This window comes from Stenotrophomonas sp. PI_27 (assembly GCF_027854495.1).
Lineage (GTDB): Bacteria > Pseudomonadota > Gammaproteobacteria > Xanthomonadales > Xanthomonadaceae > Stenotrophomonas > Stenotrophomonas pavanii.
On record NZ_JAJNOF010000003.1, the window covers coordinates 150,218 to 172,533 of the forward strand.

The 22,316-nt window shown below is 69.4% G+C and carries 17 protein-coding genes; 8 read left to right on the forward strand and 9 right to left on the reverse strand.

Features of this window, described 5'->3' with window-relative positions:
- Positions 1-272: 272 nt before the first annotated feature.
- Positions 273-1,139 (reverse strand): methylglyoxal synthase, encoded by an 867-nt coding sequence (locus LRM18_RS04875; RefSeq protein WP_049470511.1) that lies wholly within the window; start codon positions 1,137-1,139, stop codon positions 273-275.
- A gap of 167 nt (positions 1,140-1,306) precedes the next feature.
- On the opposite strand from LRM18_RS04875, the gene LRM18_RS04880 reads away from it, so the two are divergent.
- Positions 1,307-3,712, forward strand: a complete 2,406-nt coding sequence (locus LRM18_RS04880) for an ATP-binding protein (protein ID WP_270951861.1) — start codon at positions 1,307-1,309, stop codon at positions 3,710-3,712.
- On the opposite strand, the gene LRM18_RS04885 is transcribed toward LRM18_RS04880, so the two are convergent.
- From LRM18_RS04885 to LRM18_RS04895, 3 genes are all read right to left on the reverse strand, one after another.
- Positions 3,698-5,143: an FAD-dependent oxidoreductase gene (locus tag LRM18_RS04885; protein WP_049470505.1), complete on the reverse strand. Its 1,446-nt coding sequence runs from the start codon at positions 5,141-5,143 to the stop codon at positions 3,698-3,700. The two genes, LRM18_RS04880 and LRM18_RS04885, sit on opposite strands and share 15 nt — an antisense overlap.
- An 85-nt stretch (positions 5,144-5,228) precedes the next feature.
- On the reverse strand, positions 5,229-9,683 hold the full coding sequence (gltB, locus tag LRM18_RS04890) for a glutamate synthase large subunit (RefSeq protein ID WP_270951866.1): 4,455 nt from the start codon (positions 9,681-9,683) through the stop codon (positions 5,229-5,231).
- A gap of 175 nt (positions 9,684-9,858) precedes the next feature.
- Positions 9,859-10,248, reverse strand: a complete 390-nt coding sequence (locus LRM18_RS04895) for an I78 family peptidase inhibitor (protein WP_014035471.1) — start codon at positions 10,246-10,248, stop codon at positions 9,859-9,861.
- Between the two features lie 111 nt (positions 10,249-10,359).
- On the opposite strand from LRM18_RS04895, the gene LRM18_RS04900 reads away from it, so the two are divergent.
- Positions 10,360-11,418, forward strand: a complete 1,059-nt coding sequence (locus tag LRM18_RS04900; protein ID WP_049470499.1) for a DNA topoisomerase IB — start codon at positions 10,360-10,362, stop codon at positions 11,416-11,418.
- On the opposite strand, the gene LRM18_RS04905 is transcribed toward LRM18_RS04900, so the two are convergent.
- Positions 11,406-11,714: a hypothetical protein gene (locus LRM18_RS04905; protein ID WP_206631572.1), complete on the reverse strand. Its 309-nt coding sequence runs from the start codon at positions 11,712-11,714 to the stop codon at positions 11,406-11,408. The two genes, LRM18_RS04900 and LRM18_RS04905, sit on opposite strands and share 13 nt — an antisense overlap.
- Before the next feature lie 152 nt (positions 11,715-11,866).
- Here LRM18_RS04905 and LRM18_RS04910 point away from each other — a divergent pair, with 152 nt between their 5' ends.
- Complete coding sequence (locus tag LRM18_RS04910; RefSeq protein WP_270951878.1) at positions 11,867-12,091, forward strand: hypothetical protein; 225 nt, start codon at positions 11,867-11,869, stop codon at positions 12,089-12,091.
- Positions 12,092-12,126: 35 nt separating this feature from the next.
- The gene (locus LRM18_RS04915; protein ID WP_057493716.1) at positions 12,127-13,239 is read left to right on the forward strand and encodes an SDR family oxidoreductase; all 1,113 of its coding nucleotides are present in this window, start codon (positions 12,127-12,129) and stop codon (positions 13,237-13,239) included.
- A gap of 39 nt (positions 13,240-13,278) precedes the next feature.
- Here LRM18_RS04915 and LRM18_RS04920 read toward each other — a convergent pair whose 3' ends face one another.
- Positions 13,279-14,346, reverse strand: coding sequence for a serine hydrolase domain-containing protein (locus LRM18_RS04920; protein ID WP_270952433.1), 1,068 nt, complete (start codon positions 14,344-14,346; stop codon positions 13,279-13,281).
- Between the two features lie 191 nt (positions 14,347-14,537).
- Here LRM18_RS04920 and LRM18_RS04925 point away from each other — a divergent pair, with 191 nt between their 5' ends.
- Entirely contained in the window at positions 14,538-14,924 is a 387-nt protein-coding gene (locus tag LRM18_RS04925) for a BlaI/MecI/CopY family transcriptional regulator (protein WP_270951882.1), read from the forward strand.
- A gap of 3 nt (positions 14,925-14,927) precedes the next feature.
- Positions 14,928-16,916 (forward strand): M56 family metallopeptidase, encoded by a 1,989-nt coding sequence (locus LRM18_RS04930; RefSeq protein WP_270951884.1) that lies wholly within the window; start codon positions 14,928-14,930, stop codon positions 16,914-16,916.
- A gap of 66 nt (positions 16,917-16,982) precedes the next feature.
- Here the strand turns inward: LRM18_RS04930 and LRM18_RS04935 are convergent, their stop codons facing one another.
- The 3 genes from LRM18_RS04935 to LRM18_RS04945 all read right to left on the reverse strand — a co-directional run bounded on the left by LRM18_RS04935 (position 16,983) and on the right by LRM18_RS04945 (position 20,872).
- The gene (locus LRM18_RS04935; RefSeq protein ID WP_049470483.1) at positions 16,983-17,297 is read right to left on the reverse strand and encodes an I78 family peptidase inhibitor; all 315 of its coding nucleotides are present in this window, start codon (positions 17,295-17,297) and stop codon (positions 16,983-16,985) included.
- A 66-nt stretch (positions 17,298-17,363) separates the two neighbouring features.
- Positions 17,364-18,386 (reverse strand): ribonuclease H-like domain-containing protein, encoded by a 1,023-nt coding sequence (locus tag LRM18_RS04940; protein WP_270951886.1) that lies wholly within the window; start codon positions 18,384-18,386, stop codon positions 17,364-17,366.
- Complete coding sequence (locus LRM18_RS04945; RefSeq protein WP_053461795.1) at positions 18,383-20,872, reverse strand: DEAD/DEAH box helicase; 2,490 nt, start codon at positions 20,870-20,872, stop codon at positions 18,383-18,385. The genes LRM18_RS04940 and LRM18_RS04945 overlap by 4 nt, the downstream gene beginning before the upstream one ends.
- Positions 20,873-21,083: 211 nt before the next feature.
- On the opposite strand from LRM18_RS04945, the gene LRM18_RS04950 reads away from it, so the two are divergent.
- A complete protein-coding gene (locus LRM18_RS04950; protein WP_270951889.1) occupies positions 21,084-21,602 on the forward strand; it encodes a hypothetical protein in 519 nt (172 codons plus the stop codon).
- A gap of 39 nt (positions 21,603-21,641) precedes the next feature.
- The gene (locus LRM18_RS04955; protein WP_074725827.1) at positions 21,642-22,316 is read left to right on the forward strand and encodes a hypothetical protein; all 675 of its coding nucleotides are present in this window, start codon (positions 21,642-21,644) and stop codon (positions 22,314-22,316) included.

Genomic DNA, 22,316 nt, shown 5'->3' on the forward strand with positions numbered 1-22,316 from the left:
AGCCGAGCATGGCTCGGCTCTACAAAAGCGCGCGCAGCGCGCGACCCGCTCCTGCTCTTCCTTCTTTCTTTCTTTCTTCCGTGATGGGCACACAGGAAACTGTCCGTGGCCGGGCGGGGTGGGTTGCGCAGGGGCGTGAGCCGCATGGATGCGGCGACCGAGCTTACAAGGACGTACTTGCAGCGACCCCTGCGCAATCCACCCCGCCCGGCCGAGCACGGCTTCTGATTTGAACGACCCACCACGAGGGGCTCAGCCGTTGGCCGGAACCCTCATCCCGCGCGCAACGCCGCCGCTGTCGCCCAGCGCGCCGCCACCCGCGGTGCGGTGATGCACACCGCCTGGTCGGTCACCGTGGTCACCGCGCGCTCCAGCAGCTGGATGTCGGCCTCGTGCTGGCGCGCCACATGCGGGTCCTCGAAGAAGATCGCGCGCTGGCAGCGGCCCTCCAGCACGCGATCGGCAATCTGCGCGTCGCCACCCATCGGGCCACTCTGGTACCGCGTCACCCACGGCGTATCGCTGGGCCACCCCCGGCTCCACGCCAGCTCGTTCAGGCGTTGGCCGGTGGTGCCGGTGGCAACGCGCTGGCCAAAGCGTGCCAGCACATCGAAGTGTTCATCGGCAAAGGCCAGCATCGCCGGCTTCATTGCATCATGCGCGATCAGCGCCAGCGTCTGTTCCTGGAACGCATGCAGGTCGTCGGCACCGGCATCGGCAGCCAGCCCGGCGTGGATGCGCTCCACTTCGATCCAGTCGCGCGCGGTGGCCACGGTTGAGATGAACGGCTTGCCGTGGATCACACACTGCCGCTTGAGCGCAGTGGCTTCCGGAAACACCGAGGAAGGATCGACCGGGTCGATCAGGTAGATCGCACCGTCCAGGGTGCGCTCCGGTCCCATGCCGACCACTTCGGCCACCAGCTTCATCAGGCCACCTTCGCGGCCGTAGGGATAGCGGTGCAGGCCGCCGTACCCGGCCAGGAAGCCCTGCCGCGCGATGGCGTCGTGGGTGCGCCCGACCGCATGCAGTGACACCCCCAGCTCCCGCAGGCCCGCCTCGCTGGCACGCAGCCAGCGGAACAGCGCAGCGCGTGCATCGTGGTGATGGAGACGGTTGGCGGCCAGGCCGATACGCATCGAGCGCTCCGTAGGGACGGGTAGAAGCGGCAGTGTATGTCGCCATCCGCCGATGCGGATGTTTTTCCAATTTTTCTCATTGTGGCGGAAGCCTGCCCCGCTAGCGTGGCTGGCAGCGGTACCGCTGCGCGGCCGTGGTTCCTGCCCGCGAAATGAGGACGCCTACCGTGAATGCCGCCGGCCGCCGCGCCGTCGCCGCTGTCATGACAATGCTGCTGCCCGGCGTCGCCACTGCGTCCAGCTGCACAAGCCCGTTGCAGGTGGCATGGCGCTCCGATCGGCCGCCGCTGTCCTACAGCGTGCAGGGCGACCTTGCGGGATTGGCTGCAGACTATCTGCCGCTGCTGGGCGAGGCGGCGGCGACGGATGCCAGGCCGCTGGCTGCTGCGGCGCTCACCGAAGGCCAGGTGCCGGCCGGCACCCAGGTGCTGTTGGGGTGGCCGCAGGCGCAGCTCCCCGCCGGATGGGTGGCCAGCAGGGCCTACCTGGAGGTGCCACAGGTGATCGTGCGGCGCGAGAGCGCGGCAGCCGTGCTGGGGCTGGAGGACCTGCGTGGGCGCAGCGTGGCCAGTCCGGACCGGCTACCGCTGGAGGCACTGCTGGCCGAGCAGGCCCCGGGCGCGCAGCTGCTGGCCCCTGCGCCGCTGGACCATGCGCTGTCACTGCTGCGCGCCGGGCTGGTCGATGCCGTGATCGCCAATCTTGCTGAAGTCGAAGCCGCGCTCCGTGCCGGGCCGGGTGACCCGCTGGTGATCGCCGCACCGGCGGGCTTCGGCGATGCCCTGGTGGTGGCAGCGGTGCCGGCCTGTGCCGGGGTGATCGCAGCCTTCGACCAGCAGTTGCGGCAGGAAGACGACGCGCATCGCGCATCCGAGCACAGCGCGTGGCGGCCGGAGCGGCCGCGGGCACAACCCGCCGGCACGACGCTGCGTTGGCTGGTGCCAGCGTCGCTGGTCCTGCTCGCGCTCGCGCTGGTCCATGCCTTCGGCTATTGGAGGGTGCATCGTGAGAGCACCCGCCGGCGCGTGCTGGAGCAGCGCTTGCAGGAGGTCACCGCGAACCTGCCGGCGGTAGTCTACCAAGCCCGCCGCTCGGCGACCGGGCACTACAGCCTGACCCAGATCGCCGGTGATGTGCAGGCGCTGTTCGGGGTGAGCGTGGAGACCGCGCGGATCGATCACTTCCAGCTGCTGGCCGCCGTCCATCCCGACGACCGCAGCCGGGTGATGGCCTGCATCGAAGCTGCCGCGTTGGCGCGCGGCCCGATCGACGTCACCTTCCGCACCCGGTCGGCGCAGGGCTGGCGCTGGGTCCGCTCGCAGGGGCGCCCGTTGCCGTGCGATGACAGCAGCGTGGAGTGGAGCGGTTACTGGATGGACGTCAGCGAGGCACAGGCGCGGGCGACGGCGCTGGCCGATGCACGCCGTGCAGCCGAGCAGGCGGCGCTGGCCAAGAGCCATTTCCTGGCGACCATGAGCCACGAGATCCGCACGCCGATGAGCACCCTGCTGGGCATGCTGGAGCGGTTGGCGGGCGGGCCGCTCGACGCGGGCCAGCAGCAGGTGCTGGGCACGGTGGCGGATGCCGCGCAGATGCTGCGGCAGATCCTCGACGACGTGCTGCACAGCCAGCGCCTGCAACCCGCCCCGCTGCAGCTGCGCCCGACCGACCTGGCGGCGATGGTGCGGGCGGTGCAGCAGCTGCTGGCGCCGGTCGCGAGCAGCCGGGGCCTGCAACTGCACAGCGAGATCGACCCGGCATTGCAGGCCTGGTCGCTGGCCGATGGGCTGCGCCTGCGGCAGGTCCTGTTCAACCTGGCCGGCAATGCACTCAAGTTCACCCTGCAGGGGTGCGTGGTGTTGCAGGTCCGCGTGCTGCAGCAGCGCGAGGGCGGCCAGCAGCTGCGCCTGCAGGTGACCGACACCGGCGTGGGCATCAGCGTGGAACGGCAACAGGCGGTGTTTGCCGCCTACGAGCAGGCCGAGGCGTCGACCACGCGCCGTTTCGGCGGCAGTGGCCTGGGGCTGTCGATCTGCCGCGAGCTGGCGACGTCGATGGGCGGGCGCCTCCACCTGCGCAGCGTGCCCGGCAAGGGCACCACCGTGTGGCTGGAGCTGGACCTGGCGGCCTGTGCGGCCCCCGCTACGGGACCGGCGACGGCACGGGCCGCGCAACGACCGCTGCCACCGGCGCGGGTGCTGGTGGCCGAGGATCATCCGACCAACCTGCAGTTGCTGGCACAACGCCTGTGCGAGCTGGGACTGCAGGTGCACGCCTGCGGCGACGGCCTGCAGGCCTGGGAGGCCTGGCAGGGGCAGCCGTTCGACTTGGTGATCACCGACTGCCACATGCCGCACATGGATGGCTTCGCGCTGGCCCAGGCGATCCGGAGCGACGCCTGCGCCACCCGTGCGCGGGTCCCGATCATTGCGCTGACCGCCAGCGTGCTGGAGCGCACCCGTGAGGCCTGCCGTGATGCGGGCATCGACCATTTCCTGGCCAAGCCGCTGGAGGCGCGCGAACTGCGCGCGCTGCTGGACGCGTTGCTGCTGCCGGACTCAGTGCGCCAGTAGGCGGACGATGCTGGCAGCGGCGTCGCGACCTTCGGCCACGGCGGTCACCACCAGATCGGCACCGCGCACCGCATCGCCACCGGCGAACAGGCGCGGGTGCGCGGTCTGGAACGGCAGACGGTCCTTGCCACCGGCGAGGATGCGGCCGTTGGACTGGGCTTCCACGCCCAGTTCGGCCAGCCACGCCGGCACGCTGGGCGAGAAGCCGAAGGCGATGATCACCACGTCCGCCTCCAGCAGCGATTCACTGCCTTCGATCGGTACGGCGTTCTGGCGGCCATTGGCATCGGGTTCGCCCAGCCGCGTTTCGACCACGGTCACACCGATCACTTCGTCGTCGGCGCCGGCTTCGATCGACAGCGGCTGCCGGTTGAACAGGAAGCGCACGCCTTCTTCGCGCGCATTGGCCACTTCGCGCGCGCTGCCGGGCATGTTGGCTTCATCGCGGCGGTAGGCACAGGTGACCTTGGCCGCGCCCAGGCGCACGGCGCTGCGTACGCAGTCCATGCCGGTATCACCGCCACCGAGCACCACCACGCGCTTGCCGTTGAGGTCGGGCAGGGCAATGGTGTCTTCCCAGCCGGCAATCGGCCGTCCCTTCGGGTCATCGCCGCCGACGATGCGGCTGTTCTGCACCAGGAACGGCAGTGCCGGCAGCACGCCCTTCAGGTCCTGGCCGTCGAGGCCACCGTCGGTATAACGGTAGGCACCGGTACCGACGAACACGGCATCGTGGGTGTCCAGCAGCTGCTGCACGCTGAGGTCGCGGCCGATCTCCACGCCGAGGCGGAACTGCACGCCCATGCCTTCCAGCACTTCGCGGCGCCGGTGGATCACGTCCTTGTCCAGCTTGAAGCTGGGAATGCCGAACTGCAGCAGGCCGCCGATCTGCTCGTAGCGGTCGTAGACCACCGCGGCAATGCCGGCGCGGGCCAGGCGATCGGCGCAGGCCAGGCCGGCGGGGCCGGCCCCGATCACCGCAACGCTGTGGCCGGTCGGCCGTACCGCGCCCAGGTCCGGGCGCCAGCCACTGGCCAGGGCGGTATCGACGATGTACTTTTCCACCGCGCCGATGGTGACCGCGCCGAATTCCTCCAGCGTGCAGCTGCCTTCGCACAGCCGGTCCTGCGGGCAGACCCGGCCGCAGACTTCCGGCAGCGGGTTGGTGCTGTGGCACAGCGTGGCGGCCTCGTGGATGCGGTTCTCCTGCACCAGCTGCAGCCACTGCGGAATGGCGTTGTGCACCGGGCACTTCCAGCTGCAGTACGGGTTGCCGCAGTCCAGGCAGCGGCCGGCCTGGTACTGCGCGTCTTCCTTGCCGAACTTTCCGTACAGCTCGCCCCAGTCGCCGGAGGTGCGCAGTTCCACCGGAATGCGCTGCGGCATGGTGCGGGGCAGGTCGAGGAACTGGAAGGCGTGCTTGCGGCTCATGGCGGGCTCTGTGGTGTTTTGCGGTTGCCGGCCAGCGGCCGGCACTACGTGGTCCTGGGTTGCCGGCCAGCGGCCGGCACTACCGTTACGCGGCGCGGCGCAGCGTTTCGGTCAGCGACTCGATGCTGGCGGCCTTCGGTTTGACCAGCCAGAACTTGCCGATGTAATCGCGGAACTCGTCCAGGATCTGCTGTGCCCAGATGCTGCCGGTCAGCTCGCGGTGGCGGCCGATCAGGCGGTGCAGGTGCTGGCGATAGTTCTCGAAGCCTTCGGCGGACACGCGATGGATGTCGATCAGCTCGTGGTTGTAGCGGTCGACGAAGTCGCGGTCGACGTCCAGCACGTAGGCCAGGCCGCCGGTGAAGCCGGCACCGAAGTTCAGGCCGACCTTGCCCAGCACCAGCACCACGCCATCGGTCATGTACTCGCAGCAATGGTCACCCGCCCCTTCGACCACCGCCAGCGCACCGGAATTGCGCACCGCGAAGCGTTCGCCGGCACGACCGGCAGCGAACAGTTCACCGCCGGTGGCGCCGTACAGGCAGGTGTTGCCGATGATGGCGGTGCTGCGTGCCTCGAAGCGCGCGCCCCGCGGCGGCCGCACCACCAGCCGGCCGCCGGCCATGCCCTTGCCGACGTAATCGTTGGCTTCGCCTTCCACTTCCAGGTGCAGGCCGCCGACATTGAAGGCGCCGAAGCTCTGCCCGGCGCTGCCGCGGAAGCGCAGTTCCAGCGGCGTGTCGGCCATGCCCTGGTTGCCGTGCGCGCGTGCCACCGCGCCGGCCAGGCGGGTGCCGATGCTGCGGTCGGTGTTGTGGATCAGGAAGCGATGCTCGCCGCCGCGCTTGTGCTCGATGGCCGGGGCCAGCAGGCCATCCATCTGCGTGGCCAGGCTGTCCGGCGATTCGTACAGGCGCTGCGCGGCGCAGTGGCTGCCTTCATAGCGGCTGTCGGCCAGCAGGCGCGACAGGTCCACGCGTACGCCGTCACGCGGCGCGGCCTCGATCTGCCGCAGCAGGTCGGTGCGGCCGACGATCTCTTCCAGCGAACGCGCGCCCAGGTAGGACAGCCAGCCACGCACTTCTTCGGCCAGCAGCCGGAAGAAGTTCTCCACGCGCTCCGGCTGGCCGGTGAAGTGGTTCTCGCGCAGGCGTTCGTCCTGGGTGGCCACGCCGGTGGCGCAGTTGTTGAGGTGGCAGATGCGCAGGTACTTGCAGCCCAGCACGATCATCGGCGCCGTGCCGAAGCCGAAGCTGTCCGCGCCCAGCAGCGCGGCCTTGACCACGTCCAGGCCGGTCTTCAGCCCGCCATCGGTCTGCAGCAGGGTGCGCCCGCGCAGGTCGTTGGCCAGCAGCGCCTGGTGCGCTTCGGCCACGCCCAGTTCCCACGGCACGCCGGCATAGCGGATCGAGCTGACCGGCGACGCGCCGGTGCCACCGTCATGGCCGGAAATGGTGATCAGGTCCGCACCGGCCTTGACCACGCCGGCGGCGATCGTACCCACGCCGGCATGGCTGACCAGTTTCACCGACACCAGCGCGGTCGGGTTGACCTGCTTGAGGTCGTAGATCAGCTGCGCCAGGTCTTCGATGGAATAGATGTCGTGGTGCGGCGGCGGCGAGATCAGGCCGATGCCGGGGCGTGCGTAGCGCAGCCGTGCGATCAGTTCGTTGACCTTGTGGCCGGGCAGCTGGCCGCCTTCGCCGGGCTTGGCGCCCTGGGCGACCTTGATCTGCAGCACCTCGGCATTGACCAGGTACTCGGCGGTCACGCCGAAGCGCCCGGAGGCCACCTGCTTGATCTTGCTGCGGCGCTGCGTGCCGTAGCGTGCCGGGTCTTCGCCGCCTTCGCCGGAATTGCTGCGGCCGCCCAGGCGGTTCATGGCAATGGCCAGCGCTTCATGCGCTTCCGGCGACAGGGCGCCGAGGCTGATCGCCGCGGTATCGAAGCGCGGGAACAGTGCGCTGGCCGGGGCGACCTCGTCCAGCGGCACCGGCACGGCGGCCGGTACCAGTTCCAGCAGGTCACGCAGTGCCGAGGGCGGGCGCGCATGCACCGCATCGCAGTACTGCTGCCACGCACGCGGGTCACCGCTGCGCGCCGCGCGCTGCAGGGTGGTGACCACGTCCGGGTTGTACATGTGGTATTCGCCGCCGTGCACGTACTTCAGCAGGCCGCCGACATCGACATCCTGCTGTGCGTCCCAGGCCTGCGCGCACAGCTCGCGCGCATCGGCGTCCAGGCGTGCGAAGCCGGCGCCGCCGATGCGCGAGGCGGTATCCGGGAAGCACAGGTCCACCACTTCCGGTTCCAGGCCGATGATCTCGAACAGCTGCGCGCCGCGGTAGCTGGCCACGGTGCAGATGCCCATCTTCGAGATGATCTTCGACAGGCCCTTGTAGACGCCCTTGCGGTAGCGGCGGCCGATCTGCGACTGCTCACCGCCCTTGCTGAGCTTGAGGATGCCGCGACGGCCGAGGTCGAACAGGGTCTGATAGGCCAGGTACGGATACACCGCGGTGGCACCGAAGCCGAGCAGGCAGGCCATGTGGTGCGGATCGCGCGCGGTGCCGGTCTCGACGATCAGGTTGACGTCGCAGCGCAGGCCCAACCCCGACAGGTGGTGGTGGATGGCGCTGGTGGCGAGCAGGGCATGCACCATCGGGCGTCCGGCCACCGGGTAGCGGTCGGACAGCAGCAGCATCACCATGCCATCGCGCGCGGCCTGTTCGGCCTCGGCACAGATGCGCTCGATGCCGGCGCGCAGGCCCTCGTCTTCGCTGTAGGACAGATCGAGCAGGCGGTTGGCCTGCACGTACTGGTCCATCTTCAACAGCTGGCGCAGCTTGCGCTGGCTCAGCACCGGCGAATTGAGGATGACGTGGTTCACCGTCTCCGGGCCGGCATGGAAGATGTTGGTCTCCTTGCCGAGCTGGGTGGACAGGGACATCGCGCAGTCTTCGCGCAGCGGATCGATCGGCGGGTTGGTGACCTGCGCGAAGGCCTGGCGGAAGTAGTCGTACAGCGGGCGGCTGCGCTGGCTCAGCACCGCCATCGGCGTGTCGTCGCCCATCGAACCGGTGGCTTCCTGCTCGGTCTCGGCCAGCGGCCGCAGCACCTGCTCCACTTCCTCGCTGCTGAGCTGGTACAGCTTGTGGTAGCTGCGCAGGGTGGCTTCGTCGAACGGCTCTTCCACCAGCGACGGGTCGATCAGTTCGGTCTGCAGGTAGGTCACGCCCTGCTGCAGCCACTGCTTGTAGGGCGCGCGGCCGCGGTTGATGCGGTCCACCGCATCGGAGTCGAGCAGGTCGCCGCGCTTGAGGTCGATCGCGATCATCTCGCCGGGGCCGAGCTTGCCCTTGCGCACCACCCGCTCGGTGGGCGCTTCCCACACGCCCGCTTCAGAGGCAACGAGGAAGTGGCGGTCGGCGGTCAGCATCCAGCGCGCCGGGCGCAGGCCGTTGCGGTCGAGGGTGCAGACGGCGTAGCGGCTGTCGCAGGCAACGATGCCGGCCGGGCCATCCCACGGCTCGCTGTTCAGGCCGTGGAACTCGTAGAACGCGGCCAGGTCCGGGTCCTTGAACTCCAGCGACTGGGTGGCCGGCGGCACCAGGATGCGCAGCGCCTGGATCAGCTCCATGCCACCGGCGACCATCAGTTCCAGCATGTTGTCCAGGCTCTGCGAGTCCGAGCCGTGCATGGAGATCACCGGGTCGAATTCGGCGATGTCAAAGCGCGGCGTCTTCCACACCTTGCTGCGCGCCTGGGCCCAGCGGCGATTGCCTTCGATGGTGTTGATCTCGCCATTGTGGGCGAGCATCCGGAACGGGTGGGCAAGCGGCCAGCGCGGCAGCGTGTTGGTCGAGAAGCGCTGGTGGAACACGATCGCGCTGGAGGCCAGCTCGCGCCGCTGCAGGTCCGGATAGAAGCGGCTGAGCTTGTCCGGCAGCACCATGCCCTTGTAGCTGATCGCATCGGGGGTGAGGGTGGTGACGTAGAAATCAGCGTGATCGCGCAGCTGCTGCTCGCTGCGGCGGCGGGCCAGGAACAGCGCCAGCGCGAAGCCGCCGTCATCCTGGCCGACGCCGGCATCGACGAACACCTGCTCGATGCGCGGCAGGGTGTCACGCGCCAGCTGGCCGCAGACGCTGTCATCGGTCGGCACTTCGCGCCAGCCGGCGACCCGGCAGCCGACCGCTTCGACCTGCGCCTGCAGCTGGGTGCGGCAGGCATGGGCGGCATCGGCGTCGTGGGGCAGGAACACCAGGCCGGCAGCAAAGCGTGCGGAGACGGCGATGCCGGCTTCGCTGGCCAGCAGTTTCAGGAACGCATCGGGGCGGCGCAGCAGCAGGCCGCAGCCATCGCCGGTCAGGCCATCGGCGGCAACACCGCCACGGTGGGTCATGCGCGACAGCGCGGCGATGGCGGTATCGACCAGCAGGCGCGAAGGTTGATCGTCGAGCTGGGCGACCATGCCAAAGCCACAGGCATCGCGCTCGGAGCGCGGGTCGTAAAGCCCTTGGCGGTTGCGGGGGGCCATCTCTACCTCGATGCGGGATGAATTGAACGGGGACACTCAAGCCCGCCCAATCCCTGGAGCGCATCGTGAGGCCACCGGATGCCTCGACTAGATCACAGGTTGCTGCAACGCCGCAATACACGGTTGCAGGTGCAACGGAACGCGCCGGCAACCCCGTGCCGGCGCGGGGTCGGCCTCAGCCGCAGCGCACGCCGCTGACCAGGCCCTTGTCGTCCACTTCGATGTTCAGGCGGTCGCCAAGGAACTCCATCGTGGCCACGTCGTTGGGCTTCATCACGCGCAGCTGGTGGGCACCGGCATCTTCCTGCGCCTGCTTGCCCAGCGCGTCGGCATAGGCCTGGCCGACCAGGCTCTGCACCTGGCTGGCATCGCAGGTGCCGACCGGCGGTGCCTCGGTGGCCTTGCCGGCTTCGTCGGCCGGTGCCTTGGCCGCTTCGGCCGCCTGCTGCGCATGGGCCGTGGCCGAATCCTGTTCATCCAGCGCCGGAGCCTGGCAGGCGGTCAGGGCCAGTACGGCCGGCAGCAGCAGGGCGGAGAGCGAACGGGCGCGAATCGGGAACGACATCATGACTCCGGAAGGGATTGTGAAAACCCGAGCATAGCGGCGATCCGGCCCTCACGTGTTTGTCTTCTGTTATCGACAGGATCGCGGCATCGCGACGGCGACACTGTGGTCATGCCAACCCCCTCTTCCCCCGAACGACAGGCCGCGCGCGCGGCCGGCCTGCGCTATGTCGATGACACCCAGCCGGGCATCAGCCGGCGCCGCGCCGGCCAGGGCTTCAGCTACCGCGACGCGGACGGTCACGTGGTCCGCGACGCGGCCACCCTGCAGCGCATCCGCGCACTGGCCATTCCACCGGCCTACACCGCCGTGTGGATCTGCGCCCACGCCAACGGCCACCTGCAGGCCACCGGCCGCGATGCGCGCGGGCGCAAGCAGTACCGTTACCACGCCGACTGGGCGAAAGAGCGCGACGCCGGTAAGTTCGACCGCATCATCGCCTTTGGCGACGCCCTGCCCACGCTGCGGCGACGGCTGTCGCGGGACCTGAAGCGTCCAGGGTTTCCGCGCGAAAAGGTGCTGGCGATGGTGGTCGCACTGCTGGCCGACACGCTGGTGCGGGTCGGCAATGAAACCTATGCCCAGCAGAACCGTTCATTCGGGCTGACCACCCTGCGCAACCGCCATCTGGAGCTGTTGCGGGGTGGGCGGGTGCGCATGCGCTTCCGAGGCAAGTCCGGCCAGCTGCAGGAAGTGACCGTGGGTGATCGCCGGCTGGGGCTGCTGGTGCGGCGCCTGCAGCAGCTGCCGGGCCAGGCGCTGTTCCAGTACCGCGACGATGAAGGTGCGCTGCAGCCGGTGGATTCGGGTGCAGTGAACGATTATCTGCGCGAAGTGATGGGCGAAGATTTCACGGCCAAGGATTTCCGCACCTGGGGCGGCACCGTGGCCGCAGTGCAGGCGTTTGCCGCCACCGAGCTGCCGGAACCGGCCAGCCAGCGTGCGTTGGCGCAGGCACAGCGCAGCGTGGTGTGCCAGGTCGCTGCGCGGTTGGGCAACACACCGGCCGTGTGCCGCAAGGCCTACATCGACCCGTGCGTGTTTGCCGGCTGGGAGCGCGGTGAACTGGCGGCGCTGGCCGGCCTGCGTGGGCCGCGCCAGTGGGAGCAGGCCACCCTGCGCGTACTGCGCAGGGCGCGCCGGCTCAGCCGCCGTCGTCAGCCGCAATAGATCGCGACGATGTTGTTGGTCCGGCCTTTCTCGATGGTCAGGCGGTCGCCGCCTTCACTGGCCGGTGGTACCCGCGGGCCGTCATGGCGCAGCACGCGCACCTGCAGGCTGTCGCTGTCCACGCGTGCGCGGGCCACGGTGGCGTCCGAAGCGGCCAGGCCCACGGCGCCACGCACCTTGTCGCTGTGGCACTGGCCGGAAATCACGCCATCGATCGGCTGTACCTGTGCGATCGGCGTACTGCTGCAGGCGGTGACGGCGAAAGTGAGTACGGCCACGCTGAATGCGCGCATCATGGTCCTGCTCCGTGGTGATCGGGTCGACAGCGTGCCGGGCGCTGCGTGGTGACGGCATGAATGGCCTGCACGCGCGCGACACAGGGCATTCACCGTCGGCGACATCGGCGATGGCCACACTGACGTTTCTTTCCACACCACGGAGGCGCGAGATGGCCACCTGTGATGTCTGCGGTAACGACTACGACAAGAGCTTCACCCTGCAGCAGGGCGGGCGCAGCGGCACGTTTGACTCGTTCGAGTGCGCGATCCATGCCTTCGCCCCGCACTGCGACTGCGCGGTGATCGGCCACGGCGTCGAAGGCGACGGCCGGATCTTCTGCTGTGCGCACTGTGCCAGCCACGCCGGCGTGCAGGGCGTGGCCGACCGCGCCTGAGCAGCCCCCATTCCCATCTGACTGAAGGAGACCCCATGGCCACGAGCAAGAAGGTGCCCGCCCGCCGCAAGGCATCCCCCAAGGTACGCAAGGGTGCGAAGGCGCCGGCTGCGGAAACGGCTGCAGGCACTGCGCGTACGCGGGTGGTGAAGACCGCAACGCGCAAGGCCGCCGCCGGTGATCCCCGCGCTGCCCGCGTTGCCGCCCGGCAGCGGCGCCTGCAGGACCAGGAAAAGGCCAAGGACGCCCGCGCGGCCAAGAAGGCCACGAAAAAGACCGCCACCCAGGCCGGCGCACGCCGCCAGCCGGAGGCCATGCCGGCCCAGCAGCTGGCAAAGCCGGGGCACGAACACGAACTGGCGCTGGCGCCGCGCTTCCTCGCGCCGGACTACACCGGCAGCGGCAAGCTGCAGGGCATGCGCGCGATCGTCACGGGCGGTGATTCCGGCATCGGCCGCGCGGTGGCCGTGCTGTTCGCACGCGAAGGCGCCGATGTGGCGGTCCTGCACCTGGACGAGGCCGAAGATGCCGACATCACCCGCCAGCACGTGGAGCGCGAAGGCGGCCGCTGTGTGGTGATCGCCGGTGACGTGCGCGACCCGCGCTTCTGCAACAAGGCGGTGAAGCAGGTGGCCAAGGCCTTCGGTGGCATCGACATCCTGGTCAACAACGCTGCGTTCCAGCTGCACTGCGAGCGGCTGGAGGATCTGGAAGACGCGCACCTGCAGGAGACGCTGCAGACCAACATCGGCGGCTACATCCAGATGGCGCGTGCGGTACTGCCGCACATGGGCGAGGGCGCCAGCATCATCAACACCGGTTCGGAAACCGGACTCTTCGGCAGCAAGGCGCTGATCGATTACTCGGCCACCAAGGGCGCGATCCATGCGTTCACCAAGGCCCTGGCCAGCCAGCTGCTGCCACGTGGCATCCGGGTCAACTGCGTGGCACCCGGTCCGGTGTGGACGCCGTTGAATCCGGCTGACAAGCAGGCTGAAGACGTAGCGGAATTCGGCAAGGACAGTGACATGGGCCGGCCCGCACAGCCCGAGGAGCTGTCACCGGCCTATGTGTTCCTGGCGTCGCCAGCCTGTGCCAGCTACATCAGCGGGGTGATCCTGCCGGTGATGGGCGGGCCGCGTGGGTGAACAGGCACTGCCGGTAGTGCCCGCCGCTGGCCGGCCACCTCAGGGCACGGTCACCGCAGGCGCATAAAGATCGGCGATGCGTGGAATGAACTGCTGCGGATTGGCACCGACAAGATTGGTCAGCACCACCACCGCCACGCCGCGCTCGGGATAGACCACGAAGGCCGAGCGGGCACCGCCGATGCCGGCGACCTGCGGGTCCGGTGTGTCCTGCAGCACGGGCCAGCCGGCGGCCCAGGGGCCGGCACGGCCATCGGCCAGACGCTCGGCCGACCACATGCGTGCACGCGCGGCGTCGTCCAACAGGCCGCCTTCGGTCAGCGCGACCAGCCAGCGCGCGGTGTCGTCGGCAGTGGTGAGGATGCCGCCACCGGCCCACAGCGAAGGCGGTATGTCATAGAACCAGTGCGACAGGCGCGACGGCGCATCCGCAGCGTCGGTGGCACGCGGGGCCAGGCTGTACATCGTCGCCACATCCGGAATCAGGTCATAGCTGTCGCCGAAGGTGGTGCGCGCCATGCGTGCACTGCTGAACTGGCCGGTGGCCAGGAAGCGTTCGTAGGGCATGCCGGATAGCTGCGCGATGATCCTGGCCAGCAGCACGTAGTTGGTCTGGTTGTAGGCAAAACGCTGCCCCGGGGCGGCTTCGACAGGGCGCGCGGTGACTGCCGCCCATGCCTGTGCCTCGGAGCCACCGCCAAGCAGTCCGTTCGCATCGAGGATGTCCGGAAGGCCTGAGGTATGCGCCAGCAACTGGCGCACGCGTACGTCTTTCCACGCAGGTGGAAGATCATCCAGGTAGCGCGACGCCGGCGCGTCCAGATCCAGCTGCCCCCGCTGTGCCAACTGTGCGGCGGCCACGCCGGTGAACGCCTTGGTGGCCGAATTGAGCGGGAAGCGGGTGTCGCGCGTGGCGGGCACGCCATTCTCGACGTTGGCCAGGCCATAGGCCTCTGACAGCACGATCTGTCCCTGCTTGACCACGGCGACCTGCAAGCCGGGGATGCGCTGTTCCAGCATGACCTGGCGGATCAGGCGGCGGGTCTGGTCGTTGGCCGGGTCGTGGCTGGCAGAGATGGCAGCGAAGGGCAGTGCACTGATGAGCATGAGCAGCACTCGGAGCGTGGGACGGAACATGCGGCATTCCACTGGGACGTTGCGGATCGGATGCAGACGGCGCGTCAAAGGTTTAAGTGCGCGGTGGTGCCTACCGTTCGTCGGCCCATGACTTCCGGGGGGTTGACTACAACTGTCGTCACAGAGAAAGTGACGACACGTGTAGTCAAGGGAGTGGTGTCATGCGTGGCAAGACGATCGGGGACCAGGAACTGGCCCTGCTGCAGTACATCGATGAACATGCGCCGGCCACGGTCGGCGAGGTCGCCAGTGGCTACGGCGAGGCCCGCGGCCTGGCCCGTTCGACCGTGCTGACGATGATGGAGCGGCTGCGGGCGAAGGGGTATCTTCAGCGCCACCAGCAGGACGGCGTCTACCGCTACCAGGCCACCCGTGGCCCGGAAAGCGTGCTGCAGGGCGCCGTGGCCCAGTTCGTCGACAGCACCCTGCAGGGCTCGGTGTCGCCGTTCGTGGCCTACCTGTCGCAGCGCCAGCAGGTCAGCGACAACGAACTGGCCGAGCTGGAAGCGCTGGTGGCCCAACTCCAATCGCGTCGCCACGAGGGCTGAGCCATGGACACCACGATGCTGATCCCGTTGTTGGAACGGCTGGGCTGGACCAGCCTGCAGACTGTGTTGCTGGTGGCCCTGGTGTATGGCGTGTGCCGCGCGCTGCCGTCCCTGTCGGCGGCGACCCGCTGCCGCCTGTGGTGGCTGGTATCGCTGCAGGCCGTGCTTGGCCTGTTCTGGAGCCAGCCGCTGCAGCTGGCCTGGCTGCCCGCACCGCAGGCGGTGGCGATGACCGCAACCGATGCGGCCGCCGATGTGGTCTATCCGCTGGCCCCGGAAGCCTCGGCACAGCTGCTGGCGGCGATGCCCACGGCTGCGGCGGACATGCCGGCCATGGCGTGGTGGGCGGTGGCACTGGCCGGCCTGTGGATGTCGGGCGTGCTGCTGATGGCCCTGCGCACCTTCGGTGAATGGCGTCGCTGCCGCGCGTTGCTGGCGGCGGCGTATCCCTGCACGGCCGAGGCGCTGGTAGCCGCGTTGCAGCTGGCGTCCGATGCACACGGCGTGCGCCCTGCGCCGCGGCTGTGGATGAGCAGGCAGGTGGACGCACCGCAGCTGGTCGGTCCGTTCCGCCCGGTGCTGCTGCTGCCGGCGGGCGACAACGCCCTGCAGGGCGACGCGCTGGACCTGGCACTGACCCACGAACTGCAGCACCTGCAGCGCCGTGACCTGCAATGGGGCCTGCTGCCCGCGCTGGCCCAGCACCTGTTCTTCTTCCACCCGTTGCTGCGCCTGTCGGTGCGCGAATACGCGCAGGCCCGCGAGGAAGCCGTGGATGCGGCCGTGGTGGGCCAGCAGGGTGCCAGCCGCCAAGCCTATGGCCGCCTGCTGCTGCAGCTGGGCGTTGCGCCGCAGCCACACCTGGGCGTGGCCAGTGCCGCGCCGGACGCCACCAGCCTCAAGCGCCGCCTGCTGTCGCTGCAGCCGCGCCGGGCCTGCCCGCGCGTTCTGGCGATGGCGCTGACGGCCGTCGTGGTCCTGGTGGGCGTGGCACCGATGCGCCTGGTCGCGGCCCCGGTGCCGCCAACTCCGCCCGCGCCGCCGACGGCACCGAAGGTGGCTGTGCCGCCATCGCCGAAGGCTCCCAAGGCCCCGGCCGCACCGCCATCGGCCGCGGGTGTGCCGGCGGCGCCTGCAGCACCGGCTGCACCGGAGGCGCCTGCAGCACCGGCCGAACCCGCTGATACGACCGGGCCCGACGATGCCGACGTGGCCGATTTCGACGCCGCCGCCGGCATGGCCGAAGACCCCCAGGGAACGACTTCGACGGCCTCATCCATCACCACCTATGGCCGCCTGGACCTGGGCAGGTCGCCGCCGCAGGCCTTCGTGCTGGTCGATGGTGATTCGACCTTCGCCAACGGCGGCATGGATGACGTGACGGTGGCCCGCCAGCAGCTCGGCAAGGGCCCGGCGTTGTGGTTCCGCCAGGGCGACAAGCGCTACGTGGTGCGTGATCCGATGATGATCCAGAGCCTGCAGCGTGCCTACAGTGGCGCGGTGGATCTGGGCCGCCAGCAGCGCGAACTCGGCCGTCAGCAGAGTGCGCTGGGCCGCCGGCAGGGTGAACTCGGCAGGCAGATGGGCGAGATGGGTCGCCTGCAGGGCGAGGAGGCGCGACGCATCGCCTTGGCGGCCGCCGAGGCCGCGCGCAGCGCGATGGCCGCGCATGACATCAACCGCGAAGCGGCGGCCGAGGCGGCGAAGGCGGCGCGGGGCGCGACCCGCGATTCGGCCATTGCACGTGAGGCCGCAGCACAGGCACGTCGTGCCATGCAGCACGTGGACAACGAAAGCGCGCGTGCCAGCCACACCCGCGACATCCAGCGGCTGGCCAGCCAGCAGTCTGAACTGGCCAGCCGTCAGGCGGCGCTGGGCAGCCAGCAGGCCGCGCTTGGCGAGCGCCAGGCCCGCGTGCATGCGCAGGCGTCGCAGCAGGCACAGCAGGTGATCGCGCGCGCACTGGCCAGCGGCAAGGCCGAGCGTCTCTGACTGGTAGTGCCGGCCGCTGGCCGGCAATGTGGGGCGCCGGCCGCTGGCCGGCACCCACCGGGTCGATCAACCGCAGCTGGCGCGTTCGATGCGGTTCTGCGCGTCCACCTGCACGGTGACGCGGTCCTGGCGGAAGTCCATGGTCACCGCCATGCCCGGCTTGACCACCCGTGCGCCGCGCGCGCCGCTGTCAGCCACCAGTTTCCTGATCGTGGCCTCGTCGGCGGTCTTGCCGGTGAAGGCGTCCAGCGCCTCGGGTCTGCATTCGTGCCCGGCATCGGCCACGGGCGCCGGTGCAGGATCGTGGGCGGTGCTGCCGCCGGCGTGACTGCAGGCGGCCAAGGGCAGGATGGCGAGCAGGACAAGGGGACTGGGACGCATCGTCGGGCTCCAGGCGTGGATGGTGCCGGCAGTGTCACCGCTGCCACCGTCAGGGCATGTCAACGCCTACTGCCCGACCAGCGCCAGCGTCTCGCGTTCGCGCTGTTCCTCGCGTACCAGCCGCTGCAACAGCAGGGCCAGGGTCACCACGTCCTGATGGTTGTGGTCGGCCACCCGCCGCAGGTTCACCGCGTCGCCGCCGCGCAGGAAGCGCAACCAGGCGCCAGGCGCCTCCGAGCCCGGCAGATCGTCCTCGCGCACGACGCGCAGCAGCTGGCGTTCGATGGTGGACAGCTTGCAGTTCTCCCAGCGGCCGCGGTAACGGCGGCGCGTGGGGTAGAGCAGGTCGACGTGGTCCAGTGCACTGATCGGGTCGGGCTGGCGGGCCAGCCGATAGCGCGCCTTCAGCAGCGGCGCATCGTAGCTGCGGCCGTTGTAGCTGCAGAACACGGTGGACGGCTGCAGCCAGCCGGCGAAGGTGGCCAGCATGGCGTCCTCGGCGGCCATCGTGGCCATCAGCAGCTGGCGGATGCGCAGGCCCTCGCCGCGCTGCGGGCACACGTGCCAGTCGGCCGCGCCGATCATGAAGGCGCGGGTGCCGGTGCCACCGGCCAGCCCGGTGGTCTCTGTATCGAAGAACAGCAGATCGCGCGCGGCCACGTGCTGGTCCTCGCGCCTGGCGAAGGCCAGTGACAACGGGGCGGCCGGGATCGGCTGCGGTTGCAGCGATTCGATCAGGAACAGGCCCGGTGCGATCTCGTCCCCCGGTAGCTGGCGATCCTGTGCGCTGGCGCGTGCCGGCGTGGCGGAACCGCGCGCGCGCAGGCCGAGCAGGCGATGCAGGCTTCCCACCTCCGGCCGCCGCAGCGTTGCCGGCGCCGGGGCACAGGCCGCAGCGCCGGTCGGCTTGTGGCGGATCTCCTGTTCGACCCAGGCGAACACCGAGCGCTCGACCGGCGGCTGTCGCGCATCGTTGGCGGCCCGCGGTGCCGCAGGTGCAGCGGGAGCGTCCGGTGCCGCCGGTACGGCGGCTTTCGGGTCGCCGGCCTGCTTCCGCAGCAGGCGCAGCTTGTCCAGGCTCAGGCTCACGGTGCCAGCAACTCCATCGGCTCGCGCGTGGTCACCACCACGTCGCGCACGTACTGGCAGGCTTCGGCATCGAACAGGTCCAGCACGCGCAGCGCCAGCGCCCGCGGCGAGGTTTCATCGTCCTCCTGTGCGGCCAGCACCGGGCCGACACAGGCCGGGCAGCCGGCCTTGCAGTCGCAGCGCTGGACCAGTTCGCGCGCGCGCTGCACCAGCTCGGCCTGGCGCTGCCAGAGCGGTTCGCTGAGGCCGACGCCGCCGGGGAAGTTGTCGTACAGATAGACCGTGGGTACGAACTCCTGCAGCAGCTCCACCCCGCCAGGATCGCCTTCGCTGCCGCGCAGCTGGCCACGGCCGCTCTGGTCGGCGATGGCGAACCAGGAACCATCGCCGTTGCCGACCGACTTCTGCAGGTCGCGCGCATCGGCCATCACCGCCACGGTGGCGACGATGTGCAGCGCATACGCCGCACCGAGGAAGCCATCGAGCGCATCCTGCTTGCTGGCGAACGCGCGCAGCAGCAGGGCCTGCGGCAACTGCCACCAGACCGCGGTGGTGTGCAGTTCCTGGTCGGGCAGATTCACCGGGCCATAACCGATGTTCTCGTGGGTGTAGTAGCGGATCTTCTTGTAGCCGGCCACGCGGCGCACCACGTGCACTTCGCCATGGTGCGAATCGCCACGGCCGGCCACGCCGCCGTCGAAGCGGTCCAGCACCTTGAGCCGGGTGAAGTCGATGCTGTCGGTGTAGTAGTCCACGTGGGTGCGGGTGACGTAGGCCTTGCGGCCCTCCCAGTCCAGCGTTTCCACCTGGTAGGGCGTGGACTGCACCATGTGGATGGCGCCCTCGTACAGGGTGAGCGCGGCGGCGGAATAATCGACCTCGGCGATGATCTGCTGGCGGCCATCGCTGCGGTCGACCACCACGAAGTTGCCGTCGGCGACCGCGCGCAGGCTGACCGCGTTGGCCGGGTAGCTGTCGGCGATCCATTCCCAGCGTTCGCCTTCGCGGTGGAGGACCTCGGTTTCGGCCAGCGCTTCCAGGAACACTTCCGGGTCGATCGGGCCGAAGCCATCGCCGACCCGGAACGGCAGCTCGAACGCGGCGCAGCGGATGTGGTCGAACAGGATCAGCGGCTGGTCCGGCGCGATGCGCGCATGTTCGGGCGAGGCTTCGGCGAAGAAATCCGGATGCCGCACCACGTACTGGTCCAGTGGCTGCGAGCTGGCCACCATCACCCCCAGCGCCGGCTGCTGGCGACGGCCGGCACGGCCGAAGCGCTGCCAGGTGGCGGCCACGCTGCCGGGGTAGCCGTTGAGGATGACCACGTCCAGGCTGCCGATATCCACCCCCAGCTCCAGCGCCGAGGTGCTGACGATGCCGTCGATGTTGCCGGCGCGCATCGCCCGCTCGGTCTCGCGGCGTTCGGTGGGCAGGTAGCCGCCGCGGTAGGCACGGATGCGCGGCGGCTTGCGCGGGTCGTGGTCGAAGATGTCCTTCAGGTACTTGGTCAGCACTTCGACCATCAGCCGTGTCTGCGCGAACACCAGCGTCTTCAACCCGGACTTGATCGCGATGCGCGCGATGCGGTTGCTCTGCGAGCGCGCCGAAGCGCGCAGGCCCAGGTCCGGATTGATCACTGGCGGGTTCCACAGCAGCACCTGCTTCGGCCCGCTGGGTGCGCCGGATTCGGTGATGGCGGTGACCGGCGCCTCGATCAACGCCTCGGCATGCGCCTGCGGGTTGCCGATGGTGGCCGAGCACAGGATGAACTGCGGTTGCACGCCGTAGAACGCGCAGATGCGCTTGAGCCGGCGTAGCACGTTGGTGACGTGGCTGCCGAACACGCCGCGGTAGGTATGCACCTCGTCGATGACGATGTAGCGCAGGTTCTCGAAGAACTGCGCCCACTTGGTGTGATGCGGCAGGATCGCCTGGTGCAGCATGTCCGGATTGGACACCACGATGTCGCCATGCAGGCGGATCGCCTGCCGTGCATCACCCGGGGTATCGCCATCGAAGGTGAAGGCCTTCACGCCCAGGTCGCCGGCACGGTTGAGTTCGAGCAGCTCGGCCACCTGGTCCTGGGCCAGCGCCTTGGTCGGGAACAGGTACAGCGCCTTGGCCTTGTCCTGCATGGCCGCGCTGACCACCGGCAAGGTGTAGCACAACGACTTGCCGCTGGCGGTGGGGGTGACGATGGCCACGTGCTCGCCGCGCTGGCTGGCCTCCCAGGCCTCGGCCTGGTGGCTGTAGAGCTGCTCGATGCCGCGTGCCTGCAGCGCCGCGGCCAGCGCCGGCGGTACCGAGGCGGGAAGCGGCGCATAGCGGCCTTCGCGGCCGGGAATGGCGAAGCTGCCGGTGATGCGGTCCTGGTAGCGACGCTGCAGGCGCGCGCTGAGCAGTGCGCCATCGCGGGCCGGCAGGCCATCGCGGGTGGCGAGCTTCTGCTCGGCATCGGCGGTGCGCTTGGCGAGTTCGTAGACCATGGAAAGTGGAGCCGGGACGTTTTACGAGGGGTCACATGGCACCACATCCACGTCTCAGGATGTGAGACACCGCCTGCGCGGCCGTGAACCGTTCAGTGCCTTTGCCGGATGGCATCGCTGCATCTCCCCTGGCTGAACAGCTGCCGATGCAGCAACGAATTCTGAAGCCGGCATCCGTATCCTTGGGTGCTGGACGCGACCAACAGGGTGGATGGCTGTGGCACGACGTGGAACGCAGGGAGCACTCCTGGCCGGCCTGCTGCTGGCGGGTCTCGCGCAGGCGCAGCAGGCCGCGCCGACAGCGGGGCCTGATCCAGCGCCCACTCCCCCGGTGGATGCGCCGGCTGCAGGCACCGCGTCCCTCCCCGCCGCTCCATCGCAGGACAACGTCACCACCCTCGGCGAAGTGCGTGCGCTCAAGCCCGAAGACGAGCCGCTGGACCTGTACCGCTTCAAGAACCCGGTAAAGTTCGGCGACAACCGCTTCAGCCGCGACTGGAGCGAACCGCCGTCGCCGGAGCAGGTCAGCATGGGCGGCGGCTACATCATGATGGGCGTGGTCAAGGGCGTGCTGGCGGCGGCCAAGGGGATCAACAAGCTTACCGGCGGGCCGGACCAGATCCAGGCGGCCGTTGCACGGCCTCCGCCGGAGCTCAGTGCCGAACAGCAGCAGCGTGCGCTGCGCTTTTCCCAGCAGCAGGATGGGGGCGAGGCGCCGCCGGTGAAGTAGGCCGGTTATCCTGCGGGTTCCTCAATCGGTAGCGCTGCCATGTTCCTGCGTTCGTTCTGCCTGCTGGCTGCATTGCTGCCGGCGTCCGCCTTCGCTGACGGCATCGCCGGTGGGGGCGCCTGCCGCAATGGCGCATTTCCGTCCGAACAGGGCCAGTTTGCGCTGGCACGCGTGGTCGATACGCCACGCCTGTACCTGCTCGGCGACATGGATGGCTGCCCGGCGAAGGGCGAACCCGCCTGCCGCCAGCGCGGCTATGTGATCAACGGCGATACGGTGGTGACCGGTCGCGACCTGGGCCGTTACCGCTGCGCGTTCTTCCCGAACAAGGTGGGCGGCAGTGCGGGCTGGGTGGACCGCAGCAAGCTGCAGCCGCTGCCGGTGGTTGTGCCGGCGCTGAAGGACTGGGCGGGGCACTGGAAAGACGGCGACAACGGCCTGCGCATCACCGTGCAGGGCGGGCAGCTGCATGTGGAAGGCGACGCCTACTGGCCCTCCGCCAACCCCACGCCGGAGCAGCGTCCGTATGGGCCGAACATGGGCCAGGTGGAAGCGCGCGCGACGCCGCGGGGTGCCGATGTGGAATTCGTTGAAGACACCTGCAAGGTGCGGGTGCACTCGCTGGGTGAGGTGCTGATCGTGGCCGATAACAGCGAATGCGGCGGCATGAACGTGCGCTTCAACGGCGTGTACCGGCGCGCGGCCAAGCACTGA